Consider the following 16,416-nt stretch of genomic DNA (forward strand, 5'->3'; position numbering starts at 1 on the left):
AGGAAGCAACAATGCAAGTCCGCCTGTCCCCTCGTGTGTGTCTGACCCTAGGACTCATCACCACTCTGCAACTTACAATGCCGGCTGCCGCGGAGGTCAGTCTGCCACGGCTCGTCAGCGATGGCATGGTGCTGCAGCGGGATGCCGCCGTAAATATCTGGGGCCGGACGGATGCGGGAGAAGAGGTCCGAGTTGAGTTTCAGGGCCAGCTGTACACAGCGGAGGCCGGCGACAGCGGCAACTGGTCGGTAACGCTCAAATCGCTTCCGGCCGGCGGCCCCTACACAATGACCATCGCCGGGGAAAACCGTATCGAGCTCAAGGATATTTTCATCGGCGATGTGTGGCTGGCTTCAGGACAGTCGAACATGGAGTATCCCATCAACCGGATCGTCCACCGCTTCGCCGATGAAATCGCCGCGGTCAACAACCCGCGTATTCGCCAGTTCCGGGTGCCCCAGGCCTACGACTTCCATACCCCCCGCACGGATCTGGAGGCAGGACAGTGGCTGCCGGCTACCCAGGAAAATATTCAGGACTTTTCGGCGGTCGCCTACTTCTTCGCCGCCGACATCGAGCACTCTGAAAGGGTGCCGATCGGCATCATCAACAGCAGCCTGGGAGGCTCGCCGGCGGAGGCCTGGGTCAGCGAGGAAACCCTGAAAAAATTTCCCGAACACCTCAATGAGCTTCAGCGTTTCAAGGACGATGGACTGATTGAACAAATTGAACGCTCGGACCGCAAACATAGCGAAGCCTGGCACCGGGAAGCCGATCACAACGACAGGGGTTACAAGCGCTGGCACGTGGAAGATCTGGAAGTCGACGATTGGTCCACCATGGCCGTACCCGGCTACTGGGCCGACACGGCTCTGGGAAAAACCAACGGCGTTGTCTGGTTCCGCAAAACCATCACCCTACCGGAAACACTCGCCGGAAAATCCGGCCTGCTGGAGCTAGGCCGCATCGTTGATGCAGACGAAACCTGGATCAACGGAGAGAAAGTGGGCAATACCACCTATCTCTACCCTCGCCGGCGCTACAGCGTGCCTGAGGGACTATTAAAAGCCGGTGAAAACACCATTGCCATCCGCGTGACCAATGGTGGTGGCCGCGGCGGCTTCGTCGAAGACAAACCCTACGCACTCACGGTGGCCGGCGAGCGCATTGATCTGCGCGGCGAATGGCACTACAAGCTGGGTACCACCATGGAGCCCATGGGAAGTCAGACCTTTGTGCGCTGGAAACCCGCCGGCCTGTACAATGCCATGCTCCACCCGCTGCAGAAATATTCTGTCCGCGGTGCGCTCTGGTACCAGGGCGAATCCAATGTTGGGCGTGCGGACGAGTACAGACGGTTGTTACCGGCACTGATCCGCGATTGGCGCGAAGGTTGGAAACAAAATACCGGCAACAACGAACTGCCCTTCCTGTTTGTACAACTGCCGAATTTTCTGGAGCCACAGGACAAACCCGGCAACAGCGGATGGGCGGAGTTTCGCGAGGCTCAGACTAGCGCGCTTGCACTGCCCAATACCGCCATGGCGGTTACCATCGATGCCGGTGAGTGGAATGACATTCACCCTCTGGACAAAAAAACGGTGGGCCAACGATTGGCACTGGCGGCGAGAAAGCTGGTCTACCGCCATGACAACATCATTGCTTCCGGCCCACAACTGACGTCAGCGACGTTCACCGGAGATAAAGCGGTACTGCGTTTTTCAAGCGCCCAGGGCGAGCTGATAGCGAAACCCTGCGATACGGATTGCCGTCATCGCGAAGCAGATTCTCCGCTGTTTGAATTTGCCATTGCCGGCAGCGACGGCCGCTATGTCTGGGCCAACACCCGAATTTCCGGTGACAGCGTCGAGGTCTGGAGCGATCAGGTGAGCCAACCGCATTCCGTACGCTATGCCTGGGCCGATAATCCGGCAGAGGCCAACCTTTACAATCGCGCGGGTCTGCCCGCGGCGCCCTTTCAGGTGGATCGAAAAGACACCGGAAAAGCCTCTCAACAGAAGTCTCCCACCACAGCAGCAGGAGTGGCACAGTGAACTATCGCCAACTGGGAAAAACCGGTTACCGGGTCAGTGAAATCGGCCTTGGCTGTTGGCAGCTGGGTGGGGATTTTGGGCCTATAGCGGACGATACCGCGAACGCGATTCTCGACGCAGCTGCCGCACATAACATCAACTTCTGGGATACCGCCGACGTGTATGGCGGCGGCCAGAGTGAACAGCGCATCGGCAACTTCCCACACAAACCCGACAATCTGCTGGTGGCAACCAAGGTGGGGCGCAACCCAACGCTGTACCCGGACGGTTACAGTCTCGCGGCGGTACGCGCGAGCCTGCAGGCCTCTGCCCGGCGCCTTGGTGTACACACCATCGACCTGGCCCAGCTGCACTGTGTGCCGCCGGCAGTGTTGAAACAGGGTGACATCTTCACCTGGATGGAAGAACTGCAGAACGAAGGCCTAATCCGCCATTATGGCGCCAGCGTGGAAACCATTGGGGAAGCCTTTACCTGCCTGGAAAACCCGGGGCTCGCCACCCTGCAGATCATCTTCAACCTCTTCCGCCAGGACGCGGCAGAGGCGCTGTTGGACGCGGCAAAGGAAAAAAACGTAGGCGTTATCGTGCGCCTGCCGCTCGCCTCCGGCCTGCTTTCCGGCAAATTTACCCGCGACAGCCGCTTTGCCGAGGGCGATCACCGCAACTACAACCGCGATGGTGCCGCCTTTTCCGTAGGCGAAACCTTTGGCGGTATTCCATTTGAAAAAGGGGTAGAGCTGGCAGAAGGGCTCAGGGCACTATTGCCAGATAGCGCGCATTGCGGTCAGGCAACACAGGCACTGCGCTGGATTCTGGATCACCCGGCGGTTTCCACCGTCATTGCCGGCGCATCGAGTCCCCAACAAATCGCCAACAACGCGTCGGCTTCCGACCTTGCCCCCCTTTCCGAATCTACACATCGAACGCTGGCGGAGTACTACCAAAAGCAGGTGCGCCCGTATATTCGCGGCGCGATCTGAACCGACAGGCGGTACAGAAACGGCGCGGCAAGAGCAGCAATAAGCGGCAAGAGTGCCAATAAACTGGAGAAAAACATGGCAGCGTCAAAAAACAAAACATTCACAGCCGGCTGCGCGCTGTTACTGGCCACCACCTTTGGCGGTGCTCCCTGTATACAGGCCAAGCCGACCGTCAGCGGTGATCTCCGTTTCAACCAGTTGGGATTCTCCCCGCTGTCGGAAAAGATCGCCGTTCTTGTCACGCAAGACTCTCCAGAAGTTTCACCAAAGTTTGCAGTGCGCGCCGTCGAGACCGGCGAGGCGATGCTGACCGGTCAACTGAAACCGGGCCACGAGAAAACCTTAAGTGGTAAAAGCACACTGGTTGCGGACTTCTCTGGCCTGGCAACACCCGGCCACTACTATCTGGAAATTACCGGCACCGAAGCTGCCGATGTGCTTCGATCAACACCGTTCGACGTAGACCAAGAGATTTACCAGGACCTCGCCGCTGCCAGTATCAAAGCGTTCTATTACCAGCGCGCCTCCACGGAACTCAAGGAAGTCCACGCGGGCCCCTGGCACCGCGCCGCTGGTCACCCGGACGACAAGGTACTGATTCACGCGTCCGCCGCCGACGACACGCGCCCGGAAAATACCCTGGTGTCCGCCCCTAAAGGCTGGTACGACGCTGGTGACTACAACAAATACGTGGTCAACAGCGGCATTACCATGGGCACTCTAATGAGTGTCTACGAGCGCTATCCGGAGTACTTTCTCACACAGTCCCTGAATATTCCTGAGTCGGAAAATGCGCTGCCAGACATTCTCGACGAGGTGCGCTACAACCTGGACTGGCTCGCGGCCATGCAGGACCCGTCCGATGGCGGCGTTTATCACAAACTCACCACCGCCGGTTTTGAAGGGATGGTTGCCGCGCACGAGGCCACGCAACCGCGCTATATGGTGCAGAAAACCACGGCCGCAACACTGGATTTTGCCGCGGTGATGGCGCAGGCCGCGCGCGTCTATGCGCCCTACGGAGAAAAGGAAAGTAAACGCTATTTACAGGCGGCCTTGGCCGCCTGGCAGTGGGCAGAGAAACACCCAGCGGTAACGTATCGGCAGGACGAACTCAACCGCCAGTTCGACCCGGATGTGACCACCGGCGCCTATAACGACGAGCAGCTGGACGACGAGCGCCTGTGGGCGGCGGCGGAACTCTTTCTCGCCACCGACGACGCAAATTACTGGAAAGTGATCCGCTCCGCGCCCTCCGAATATGAGTTGCCCACCTGGGCAAGTGTGCGCTGGCTCGGCTACTACAGCCTGCTCGCCCACAAAGAAAAATTGCCGCAGGACAGCGGCCCCTGGCGCAGCGCGCTTGAGAAGAATCTCACGGTCGCCGCGCGGCAATTGCGCAGCGCCGGCGAGCGCAGTGCCTATCGCGTACCTATGGTGAGCGATCCCGATCTGTTTGTGTGGGGCAGCAATGCCGTGGCGGCCAACCAGGGCATCTTGTTTCTCGAGGCCTTCCGGATCACTGGCGACAGCGGCTTTCTGCGCAGTGCCGAAGCCACACGGGACTATTTGCTGGGCCGCAATGCGACCGGTTTTTCCTACATCACCGGTTTCGGCCACAAAACGCCCCAACAGCCCCACCATCGCTTGGCGGCGGCCAACCCCGACATGCCACCGCTGCCCGGCTTCCTGGTGGGTGGACCCAACCCTTCACAGCAGGACGGGTGCGAGTACACCAGCAAGGTGGCCGACGAGTCCTACACCGATCACGTGTGCAGTTACGCCAGTAATGAAATCGCCATTAACTGGAATGCGCCACTGGCCTATCTGGTTAACGGGTTGAATGCCATCGAACGTCAGCACAGTGACGGTTGTCCACATCATGCGCAGAGCGGCGACGCCGGCAAACAGAATCAACACAAGTCTCACCAGAAAGAACATCACCATGAATAAGTAGCAGAAGTCACTGGTTGCCACGACGTGCTGGCGGCACCTCTGGTCAGCGTCTCTGCGCTGCCCGAGCTGGTAGAACGGAGCAGCCATCACGCCAGAGCGATGAGTATCACTACACTGCCGGTGCCAGTGTACTGGACGCTGCATTGATGAAATCCACGCTGTAGAGGCTTGATGTAGGAGCTTGATGTAGGAGCTTGCTTGCAAGCGAACATTTGGTACCTGGGCCGAGCAGCCATCCCTGGAGCGATATCCGGCCCTGCAGGCAGGCTCCTACAAAAATGAGGCACAAAAGGAAGTCTATGAAAAAAATAAAACCTGGTTTGTTCGCGGCACTTTTGCTGTCGCTTACTGCAAACGCAAAGACCGAGAACGCCGCTACCTTCGACTGGTTCGAATACCGCGGCGAAGACGCTGTTTTCGATCAACCCATCGAGAAAGATGAATACCGCAATCCTATCCTCGCCGGCTATTACCCGGACCCGAGCATCGTGCAGGTGGGCGGCGACTATTATCTGGTGAATTCGAGTTTCGCCCACTTCCCCGGCATCCCTGTATTTCACAGCCGCGACCTGGTGAGCTGGACCCAACTCGGGCATGTGATCGACCGCCCCGGGCAGCTGGATTTTTCCGACCTCGGTATTTCCCGCGGCATTTTTGCCCCGGCCATCAGCTACCACGAGGGGACATTTTATCTCGTCACCACCTGTGTGGACTGCGGGGGCAATTTCGTGGTCACCGCCAGGAATCCCGCGGGTCCCTGGTCGGACCCGGTGTGGCTACCGGAAGTGGGTGGCATCGACCCCTCACTGTTCTTCGACGACGACGGTAAAGCCTATATCCTCAACAACGATGCGCCGATCGGTGAGCCTCTGTACGATGGCCATCGCGCCATCTGGGTCCAGGAATTCGATGCGAAGAACCTGAAAACCACCGGGCCGCGCAAGTTGATTGTCAACGGCGGTGTGGACCTCGCGGCAAAACCGGTGTGGATTGAGGGCCCGCATCTGCAGCGCCGGAATGGCCAGCTGTACCTGACCGCCGCCGAGGGCGGTACCAGTGTGAATCACTCGCAGGTGGTGTTCAAAGGCGAATCGCCATTCGGGCCGTTTACCCCCTGGGATAAAAACCCCATCCTCACCCAGCGCCACCTGGATCCAGCGCGCCCGGATCCCGTCACCTCCGTGGGCCACGCAGATTTCGTACAGGATGCGGAAGACAACTGGTGGGCGGTATTCTTGGGCACCCGCCCCTACGAGGGGGATTTCTACAACACGGGGCGCGAGACCTTCCTGATGCCGGTGACCTGGGAAGACGGCTGGCCGGTGATCACCCGCGGCGAGCAGCGGATTCCATTCGTGGCCAAACGTCCGGCACTGCCAGTACAAGCCGCCGCCGCCATACCCACGACCGGTAACTTCACCCTGCGGGACGAGTTCGATTCACCGCAGCTGCCTCTGCACTGGTTGCAGCTGCGCAATCCATCCCCGCAGCCTTGGTACAGCCTGGAGCACACGCCCGGAAGCCTGCAGCTCACCCCTACAGCTACCGCCCTCGGCGATAAAGGCAACCCCGCGTTTGTGGCCCGCCGCCAGCAGCACCTGCAGGCCGTCGCTACCACACAGATGCACTACCGCCCGCGCCAGGAGAGCGACCGCGCCGGGATGGCGGTTTTCCAGAACAGTGAGCACTTCTACTTCTTCGGTATCACCGGCAACGCCGAGGGTGGCACAGAGGTGATCGTCAGCCGCCGCGATGGCGGAACCTCCCCTCAGGGAGAGACCATTGCCCGCAGACCCCTGGCAACCGCTACAGACAAACCAGTCGATATCCAGCTGCGCCTCACCACCCGCGGCCCCGAATACGACTTCCACTACAGCCTCGACAGCGGCAAACACTGGCAGCCATTGCTGCTGGCGGCGGACGGCCGTGTCGTGAGCACGCGCAACGCCGGGGGCTTCGTCGGCGCGGTGATCGGACTTCACGCCTTCCGCGGCATGGAATGACGGAGGCTCCTCCCCTTCGGGGGAGGACGCGGAGCAAATAGGGGGCTGGCAGACTCAGAGTGTACAATTGCGCCTGAACACGTGCGTCTTACACACTGCGACCGGTCAACGCCATGCTCCTAGCCTCCAAGTACAGCCTCCCCGACTGCCCGGAACACACATTGCAACGGCCGCGGCTACTGTCGCTGCTGGAGCAAAGCCAGAGTGACCAGCTGTTGCTGGTCACTGCCCCTGCGGGTTATGGCAAGACCACCCTGGTCACCTCCTGGGCCGCGGAGCGGGACCACCCTGTGGCCTGGTACTCCCTCGACAGCGGCGACAACGAGCCCGGTCAATTCTGCCGCTATCTGGTCGAGAGTGTGCACCGCGCCACTGGCAATGGTGTACCGGAGACCAGCAGGATTCTCGCCGCCCAGCACAGTCTCGACCCATCTTTGGTTATCAGTCAAATGCTGGCGGAACTGCGCCAGCTCCCCAGCGAGCTGCGCATCGTCCTCGACGACTACCACCAGATCGACAATCCCGCCGTACACGATGCCACCCGCTTCCTGCTGCGCCACGCCCCCGCCGGCATCGGCGTGGTCATCACCAGCCGCAGCCAGCCCCCACTGGGGCTCGGCGCCCTGCGCCTGCAGGGCCGTCTGCTGGAACTGACCGCGGCAGACCTGGCGCTGACCATCGACGAAACCACGCAACTGCTGGCGCGGCGCCTGCCCTTTACCCTCGGCAGCGACCGCGTGGCCCAGCTGCATCATTTGTCTGAAGGCTGGCCACCGGCGGTGCAGATGTTCGCGCTCTCGGTCCGCGACCGGGAGGAGGTGGATCGCTATCTTGGCGAATTGGAACAAGGCCACGGACACATCCTCGACTACCTGGCAGAAGAAGTTCTCGAGCGTCTGGAGCCGGCGCTGCGCCAGCTGCTGGCGCGCACTTCCATCCTCACCCGCGTCAACGGTCTGCTGGCTGAGCGCCTGAGCGGTCAGAGCGGCGGCCAGCAGCAGCTGGAAACCGCTGCCAGCCGCGGCCTCTTCCTGCAGGCGCAGGATTCCAGCCGCCAGTGGTTCCGCTTCCACCCGGTATTCGCGCGTTTCCTGCAGCGCCAGTTGGGCGACGGCGAAGAGCTTACCCGCCTTCACCAGACCGCCAGCGACACCTGGCAGGAACTCCATCAGCCACTGGAAGCCCTGCGCCACGCGCTGAAAGCACAGGACCGCCTGCGGGTGCACCGCCTGATCGCCGAACAGGGCGAGCAGTTCCTGCGCGAGGGACAGTTCCGCGTACTGAACGACAGTCTCAACTGGCTGGGCGAAGAGCAGATCAAACAGCACGCCTCGTTCACCCTGCTGGCGGCGCGCCTTGCCCGCGACAGCTTCGACTACGAGCGCTGCAACAAACTGCTGGCCGCCGCCGAGAGCTGGCTGCAGCGGGAAGACCCCAGACAGTGGCAGGCCTTCGAGGGTGCCTTCGCCGCAATGCGCGCACAGGTGTCGGTTTCCCGCGGCCAGATTCTCAAGGCCAAGGAATACGCCCAGGAAGCACTGGAGTTACTGCCGAGAGACCAGGAAAACGAGCGCATCGCCGCGCAGCTGGTAATCGGCGAAACCAGCTTCTGTCTCGGTGAATTGGACCAGGCCATGCACCACATGGAAGCGGTAGAAAAGGCCACCCTCGCCCGTCACGATCTGCCCAACGCCGCCTGGGCCCTGTGCCAGCAGTCCGAGATCGCGTTCGCCAACGGCCTGCTGAAGAAAGCCGCCGCGCTGCAGGCGCGCGCCCAGCGGCTGGTTGAGGAACACCACCTGGTGGGCCTGCCCATCTCCGAATTCATTTACCGTCTGAAAGGCCAGCTGCAGTGGGAGGCCGGCGATCTGGATGGCGCCGCAGAGTCCGCCCGCCGCGGTATGCAAATCAACCGCAAGGTGGGCGAACGCTGGTTGCTGCCGGAATACACCCTGCTACTGAAAGTCGCGCTGGCGCGCGGCGACAAAGACGAAAGCCTGGAGTGGCTGGAGCGGGTGGAACACCTGCTTGCCGGTGAGCACTACCACCGCGATTGGGTCGCCAATGCGGACGCCGCAAGAATGAGAGTCTGGCAGGCGCTGGAAAATACCGAGGCTATCGCCACCTGGCAGGAGCAGGCAGAGCCGGTGGCTGATCGCCCCAGCAACCACTTCGAACAGTGCCACGGCCGCAACCATGTGCGCGCACTCATTTCATTGCACCGCTGGTCGGATGCCAACCGTCTTTTAGGCCGTCTGCAACAGGTAGCCGAAGAGTGCGGACTGATCACTGACAAGCTGCGCAACCGCGTACTTGCCGCCCACTTGGCGTGGCTGCGGGAACGCCGCGAAATGGCGTTGGAGCATCTCCGCTCCGCACTGAATATCATGCAGGAGAGCGACCTGAGCGCGAGTTTCCTACAGGTCGGCAAACCCATGATCGTGCTGTTGAAAGCCGCGATGGAGGAAACCGGAGAGTTCGCACTCAACGAGCAGCAGACGGAGAAAGCCCAGCAACTGATCCGACTCGCCCAGCAGCAGCCCGAACTGGGCGGCGGCATTCGCATCGAGCTGGACGAAACCATCGTGCGCGAGATACTTGCCAGCGACGCCATCCCCGACTTCCTGCGTCACTCCCCCCTCACCCCGCGCGAGTGGCAGGTGCTGAACGCCATCCACTCCGGCCTCTCCAACGAACGCATCGCGCGGCACTTCAAGGTCGCCCCCAGCACCATCAAAACCCACATCCGCAGCCTTTACCAAAAGCTGGATGTGAAAGATCGCCAGGAAGCGATTGCGCTGGCGGAACAGCTGCTGCGGTCGGTGCAGGACAAGCCCTGAGCGGGAGCGTGGAGTTCTCCTCTGTGAGCGGATGGAAAAAGAGCGTATGAAAGACTCGCTATACATCCCGATACGGACTCGCGGCGAAGGCGGCAACCAGATCCACTCTGCTGTTTAGCCGGGCACTCGCTCAGGAACGGTTAGTAATGGCAACAAGTCCATGACATCACTGAACAACGCCCGGTTCTTCCAGTCATTTCTGTCGCCAATCACGTAGAAACGTCGTTTGGCTCGTGTTGCTGCCACGTTCAAAAGATTCGGTTCCGAGACAACCCAATCACGCGCTCCTGAGCCCTTCGTGTTGCCGCCCAACACCATAATGACGACAGATGCTTCCTTACCCTGCATGGTATGGATCGTGCCAGATATCATTTTGGCCCGGAGCATTCGCTTGAGATTCTTCTGCACGGCTTTAAAAGGAGTGATAACAGAAATATCGTGAGCCTCCACACCATCCTCATAAAGCACTCTAAGCAGTTCCTGTAGGGCTTTTCCCTCGGCTGGCACCCAGTTGCCTTGCGACACCCCGCTGGCTTGAATCCATCCTGTCGGAAGGCTGGCCGGTGTTTCCTTGTGGGGGCGCGGCGCAAGCGTGCCATACACCATCGCGCCGTCATAGGCGATGCGGTTTGCGAGTGTGTACATGGGTTTGTCGCAGCGGCGGTGTACAACCAGAGGCAATCCCACCCAGGTCTTGGCACCGGCCGGTCCAGCCATGCACCCCCAACAGGTGGCCTCATCGGCCAGTGTCTGTGCGGATTGTCGATTGGGGAGCCAATGGGTATCGACCTGGTAGCGTGCACGCATGTGTTCGAGCACGGCATCGGAGATGGTGGCGATCGGCTTGAGTTGCAGGGGATCGCCCACCATTAATGCGCGCCGGGACCGCCACAGCGCCCCAGTCGCCGCCTGGGGTGGAGCCTGGCCCGCCTCGTCCACCAGCAGCCAGCCAATTTCGCCGACCCCGAGCGAACCGAATGAGCGCGCAAAAGACGCGAAGGTACTGCTCAATACCGGTACAACCATGAACAGCGACGCCCAGGCGGACCGAATAGCGTCACGCGAAAAGCCTTGATAGCGGGTACCGGTCAATATCCCGTTAATGAGGTACAGGTTGGAGCGCATCCTTGACGCTTCTAACTCAAAGAACACCCGGTGGAGCTTGAGCGCCTGAATGAAGACGCGAGCACGTGCTTGGCGCCAACCCTCTATGCGCCAAGGCTCAGCCAGCTCAATCGCATCGCCGTTGCCAATAACACCATCTTTCAGCCAGGCAAGCAGATGCTCGGCTTGGCTGTCGCTTGCCACGTCGATGGCATCTTGCGTTTGCATTTGGCATTGGCTACGCATGCGTTGAAGTGCACACCGCATATCGGCGGTCTGCTGCTCTAAACTCTCGCGTGAGACATCCAATCGCTTGGCGAGGCGTGCTATCCGCTTGAACTCGGAATCGGCTAAATCGTGCTGGCTTGCCAGTAGTTTCTGCGTAGTATTCCAGTCTCGCTGCGCCCCCCACAAACTGAAGATTTTTTCCCATAACCCCGGCTTGCGCGCTTGATGTTCCGCCAGCGCATCCAGACACTGTTTGAGCGCCATGCGGGCAGGGCGGCTCTCTTCGGCATCCAGGCGAGAAAGCTGACCGATCACGTTGGCCAGCTTCTCTTCGAGAATGCGTAGCGCTTCAGACTGATCTGCAATCTGCTTTCTTTTCTTGCAGAGGGCCTGGATCAGTTCACTAATGCGACTGGCAGCGGCGCACTTCTTACGCACCTCGGCTTTGGCAGCTTCGTACTCGGAGATGGCTTTCTGCCACAGGGCTTGCCGCTGTTGCGAAGAACGAGTGGTGTTGAACTCGGCGCATGCATTGAGCCAGCCGAGAAACCCTTTCGGTCCTCCGTCTTCCTCTGACAATCCACCGCCGCACTCTTCGCTTGCACCACTATTTTCCTCTGCTGTGGTGCTCGTAGAAAATAAGGTGCCCACAATCTCGCCAAATTCATCGTCTAACTCAGCCCCGCTTTCGGCATCAGAGTCCGCGTTATCTTCGCTACCGAATGGACGCTGGCCATAGAAATAGCGACTCACGAACTTGGATCGCCGCGCCTTGCTACCCAGAGCACCGGAGATCAACCCCCACGCAGGTTTCTCGCTAACCAGTTCGCCCAGCTCAGCAAAATACGCAGCTTCCGGCAGCCAGCTCTCGTCAATTTTGTCGCGTTGGGGTAACTCAAGCGTGACATTCTCCACCGCGCCATTATTTGACGAAGCCACGACGATCTCAAAGCCATACAGCTCGGGATTGAGTTTGAAACAAGCCTGCTGTTTGCCGCTGTCGTTGGCGGTTTCACGTCCGTTACGAACAAACCCATCGGAAGCTCGACACAGCCCAGAGAGCACATCGGCCCGACTTGTCACAATGGCGGCAATCAAGTCGCGCAGCAGGGTCGTCTTGCCCGTGCCCGGCGGACCGTTGATACCTAACAGCCCTTTTGAATTGCCAAGCGAGGCCAGAATCGTGTTGACAGCGAGTTGTTGGGAATGAACAAGTCCCAGATGTCCCTCCGAAGGCCAGCAACCCATGGCGTAGGCGTCAGGGAAGAGGCGGTCGATCAGCGGCAACGATGCGCGGTCACCGTCTATGTTAAGACGCTGCCGCGTATCGTGCCGGCGCAGATAGTGATCCAGCGGTTCGCTTTTCTGACCACGGCGGATGCTATCGGCGACAACGACAAGATCGTCGAGCAGAAAGCTATTGAGCGGATCGTCTTCTGATTCTGGCCTGCTGGGACTGACAGGTTGGGAGCGAAAACGAAATGCCTTTCTATCCATGTCGCCAAAGAAACCCGCGACACCGATGTAGTGGAGAATCCAACGGGTTAGCTCACGCAACGCCTCTCCGGATACCTTGCTTTCAAGCAGCACCTTCGCCTTATCACTGATAGCTCGTTGGTCGTCCTCGAACCCCCTAGCCCAATCCTTTCCAGCCAAAACGCGGCCCAGAAACCACGCCTCACTGGAGAGCACAACACTGTCGTCTACCAACTGGCCATCCATAGTGAATTTCGCGGCGAACATAGCCGATTCTCGATACTGTGGCTCGCGATACCCCTGATCAGCACCGAAAACCTCTTTGAGCTGTTCAGCTACACAACGACTGTCATAGAGATGGGCAAAGACCGTGTGGCTCCAGACGCGCCGTTGGGGTAGACGTTGTTTGGAAACGACACTTGCTTTTGACCAGGGAGGGACGAGACTCCCGATAGGAATATCGTGAATGAACGCGCAGTAGGGGCTGTTGCGTTTCTCCAGATTCGGGGCCGATTGTGGCTGCAGCAGCTCAACGGCGTGCCAGTAACGGACAATATTTTCTTGCTCAGTCACAGCTTTTTTCCTTGCTATAGCAATCTTGTTCTATCCGATGGGGTACAGACAGTTCATCAATCCAATAGATCTTTCTTTACCAGCACAATCCTCCGGTTAGCAACTTACCTAATTGCAGCCGAATGAGATAGACGCGCGGCCGCCCCTATTGCCCAAGGGCAACCAGGCCTGTACGTTCGGGGTATTTGCCTCCTTGCGTACAAAGGTTGCGGTCCACTTTTGAAAACTCCGGAAGCGCAAAGATCGTCGGCACGTCTCGGTGGCAGGAAAACCGGACCAAGCCGTCTAATACAGGCGGGAACTACCCCAATACAGTGACCCCTCCCCCCCTATCGGGGAGGAGGTAAGCCACAACTGGCAACGCCATACTGACCCTAATGTAATAAGTATCCAATAACGGACTCACGGTATGAGCGGTAATCACACAGGCAAAGCGAACGGGGAATGGTGGCGCAACGGCGTTATTTACCAGATCTATCCGCGCAGTTTTTGCGACGCCAACGGCGACGGTATCGGCGATCTGCCGGGTATCTGCCAGAAGCTCGACTATGTGAAATCTCTCGGTGTCGACGCCATCTGGATTTCACCCTTCTTCAAATCCCCGATGGTGGACTTCGGCTACGACGTGTCTGACTATCGGGACGTGGACCCGATCTTCGGCAACCTCGAGGATTTCGACCGGGTAATCGACAAGGCCCACGAGCTCGGTCTGAAGGTCATCATCGACCAGATCCTGAGCCACACCTCCGACCAGCACCCCTGGTTCGAGGAGAGCCGCCAGAGCCGCGACAACCCTAAGGCCGACTGGTATGTGTGGGCAGATGCAAAGGCCGACGGCAGCGCGCCGAACAACTGGATGTCCAACTTCAGTGGCAGCGCCTGGCGCTGGTGCACCCGCCGCCGCCAGTATTACCTGACCAACTTCCTGAAAGAGCAGCCGGACCTGAACCTGCACAACCCGGAAGTCCAGGAACAGCTGTTGGCGGACCTGAAATTCTGGCTCGACCGCGGTGTTGACGGATTCCGCCTGGACGCCATCAACCACGCATTCCACAACCGCTCGCTGGAAAACAATCCGCCGCGCCCCGTGAAACTGGACAAGAACGGCCTGCCACCGGTGAACACCTACGAGCACCAGTGGCACATCCACGACAAGTCGCAGCCGGAGAACCTGGTGTTCCTACAGCGCGTGCGCGCCCTGCTGGACGAGTATCCGGGCACCACGACCGTGGGCGAAGTGGGCGACGACAACACCCACAAGATCATGGCCGAGTACACCACGGAAAACCGCCTGCACATGGCCTACTCCTTCGACCTGCTGTCGGAAAACTGCTCGGCGCAGTTCCTGCGCGACACTTTGGAGAAGAACCGCCAGGTGATCGAGGACGGCTGGCCCTGCTGGTCGATATCCAACCACGATGTACCGCGCTCCATAACCCGCTGGAACAAGGGCTTCGACCCGGAAACCGCCCGCGCGCGCGCGCCGCTGTTCTTCCTGATGCAATTGATGCTGCGCGGCAGCGTGTGCATGTACCAGGGCGAGGAACTGGGTCTGCCGGAAGCAGAGTTGGCATTCGAGGACCTGCAGGATCCCTACGGCATCAATCTGTGGCCGGAATTCAAGGGCCGCGACGGCTGCCGCACTCCCATGCCCTGGTTCAACAGTGGCGAAATCAATGCCGGCTTCTCCAAGGTGAAGCCGTGGCTGCCGGTGGCGGAGGAACACTATCACCTGGCCGCCTCGGTGCAGGAGGATGACCAGCACTCCATGCTGAACCGCTTCCGCGGTTTGCTGAAATGGCACGCCGACCTGTCGCCGGTACTGGCCACCGCCGACCAGCAAGTTCTGGACACAGGTGATGACCTGCTGGTGTTCGAACGGCACAGTGAAGAGGAAAGCTATTTTGTGGTGTTGAATCTGGGCAACCAGCCCGCCGTGTTCGCGCTGCCGGAGAAGTTTGCCGACAGCGAAGACATCACTCCCAGCGAGTTCGCGGGCGCGGTCAAAGGCACGCAGTTAGAACTGCCTGCGGCCGGCGCACGGGTCCTCCTCAAGAAATAAACACCGCCACCAGAACAGGAAAAAATTCGGATTTATTGAGAAATTGGCGCCCGCTTGCGCAAGTGAGGCGAACCAGACCCGGGGCAATAGGCTCAAAGGGTTACCTCTCAATAAGATCGTCAACTTTGTTGCTCTCTCGTCAAAGCACGCTTTCCAGTCTTTCTGGAATGTTTGAAGCCGGCTCTCGAGCCGGCTTTTTTTTGCGCGTATTTTGGTCTATCCATAAAGCTCTTCATTCCATTTAAATGTAAAAGGCGCCATTTCCCGACCCTACCATGCCTCTCACTTGCCTGGCGGTCTGCAATCTCGCGGCACCAAGCGGCAGGGCTCATCCCGCGGCCAACCCGGGGCACACCGGCGCGTCGCTTTGGGGAAATTCAATGTTCAGGTATGTGTACTCCGGTGCAGGGGTTTGCTCGCTCTGAAAATTCTGCGGCCTCGCCGTCAGAATATGCGCGATGGATTCCGGCGTCACCGCACAGGCCTGATCTGTAATTCGCTCGCAAGAGCAGATGAGGTACGCATGCAAGGCTCTTCCACTCTTCTGAAACGCTCCCTCAAACACATTCTGATGGGCGGCAGCCTGTTGCTCGCCGCGTCCGCCATGCTCGCGCCAATGGCCCAGGCGGGTGACTATCCCCACCCCTACCAGCAGCACAGGTCCATGACGGATGGCAGCGCCTGGTGGCGCCCGGAAGTCATCGGTGGCACGCCGCATATCATCATCGACCTGAGCGAACAGCGGGCTTATTTCTATAAGGGCGGGCAACTCGCAGGTATCTCTCCGGTCGCCACGGGGGTTGCGGGCAACCGCACGCCGACCGGCAGTTTCCGTGTTTCTGAAAAAGAGGTTTACCACCGCTCGAATCTTTACGGCCACTATGTGGATCGCGCGGGGTATGTGCGGATGAGCAGCGTGGACGTGCGCAAGGACCGGCGCCCGCCGGGCACGGTATTCCGCGGCGCCTCCATGGACTTTTTCATGCGTTTTAACGGTGCCGTGAGCATGCACGCGGGCAAGGTCACCGGGCGCCCGGAATCCCATGGTTGCGTCCGACTACCCTGGCATATGGCGAAGATCTTTTATGAAAATACCCCTATGGGGACCAAGGTGACGGTGCGCCATTGAGGTTTTCTTCT

The 16,416-nt window shown here is 59.6% G+C and carries 8 protein-coding genes; 7 read left to right on the top strand and 1 reads right to left on the bottom strand.

Annotation, left to right across the window (positions count from 1 at the left end):
- Nucleotides 1-11 precede the first annotated feature (11 nt).
- From FDY93_RS16050 to malT, 5 genes are all read left to right on the top strand, one after another.
- Nucleotides 12-2,054, top strand: a complete 2,043-nt coding sequence (locus FDY93_RS16050) for a sialate O-acetylesterase (protein WP_138236781.1) — start codon at nucleotides 12-14, stop codon at nucleotides 2,052-2,054.
- A complete protein-coding gene (locus FDY93_RS16055; protein WP_138236782.1) occupies nucleotides 2,051-3,034 on the top strand; it encodes an aldo/keto reductase in 984 nt (327 codons plus the stop codon). The genes FDY93_RS16050 and FDY93_RS16055 overlap by 4 nt, the downstream gene beginning before the upstream one ends.
- A 75-nt stretch (nucleotides 3,035-3,109) precedes the next feature.
- The gene (locus tag FDY93_RS16060) at nucleotides 3,110-4,987 is read left to right on the top strand and encodes a glycoside hydrolase family 9 protein (RefSeq protein ID WP_138236783.1); all 1,878 of its coding nucleotides are present in this window, start codon (nucleotides 3,110-3,112) and stop codon (nucleotides 4,985-4,987) included.
- Nucleotides 4,988-5,289: 302 nt separating this feature from the next.
- Nucleotides 5,290-6,993 carry a glycoside hydrolase family 43 protein gene (locus FDY93_RS16065; protein WP_220446221.1) on the top strand — a complete coding sequence of 568 codons (1,704 nt, stop codon included), beginning with the start codon at nucleotides 5,290-5,292 and terminating at the stop codon, nucleotides 6,991-6,993.
- Nucleotides 6,994-7,106: 113 nt separating this feature from the next.
- Nucleotides 7,107-9,833, top strand: coding sequence for an HTH-type transcriptional regulator MalT (gene malT / locus FDY93_RS16070; protein ID WP_138236785.1), 2,727 nt, complete (start codon nucleotides 7,107-7,109; stop codon nucleotides 9,831-9,833).
- 114 nt (nucleotides 9,834-9,947) lie between these two features.
- Here the strand turns inward: malT and FDY93_RS16075 are convergent, their stop codons facing one another.
- Complete coding sequence (locus tag FDY93_RS16075; protein WP_138236786.1) at nucleotides 9,948-13,214, bottom strand: AAA domain-containing protein; 3,267 nt, start codon at nucleotides 13,212-13,214, stop codon at nucleotides 9,948-9,950.
- 409 nt (nucleotides 13,215-13,623) lie between these two features.
- Between FDY93_RS16075 and FDY93_RS16080 the strand changes: the two genes are divergently transcribed.
- Both FDY93_RS16080 and FDY93_RS16085 read left to right on the top strand, forming a co-directional pair.
- Nucleotides 13,624-15,276 (top strand): alpha-amylase family glycosyl hydrolase, encoded by a 1,653-nt coding sequence (locus FDY93_RS16080; RefSeq protein ID WP_138236787.1) that lies wholly within the window; start codon nucleotides 13,624-13,626, stop codon nucleotides 15,274-15,276.
- Between the two features lie 523 nt (nucleotides 15,277-15,799).
- Entirely contained in the window at nucleotides 15,800-16,405 is a 606-nt protein-coding gene (locus tag FDY93_RS16085; RefSeq protein WP_240913972.1) for a L,D-transpeptidase family protein, read from the top strand.
- Nucleotides 16,406-16,416: the final 11 nt, after the last annotated feature.

It is taken from the genome of Microbulbifer harenosus, assembly GCF_005771435.1.
GTDB lineage: Bacteria > Pseudomonadota > Gammaproteobacteria > Pseudomonadales > Cellvibrionaceae > Microbulbifer > Microbulbifer harenosus.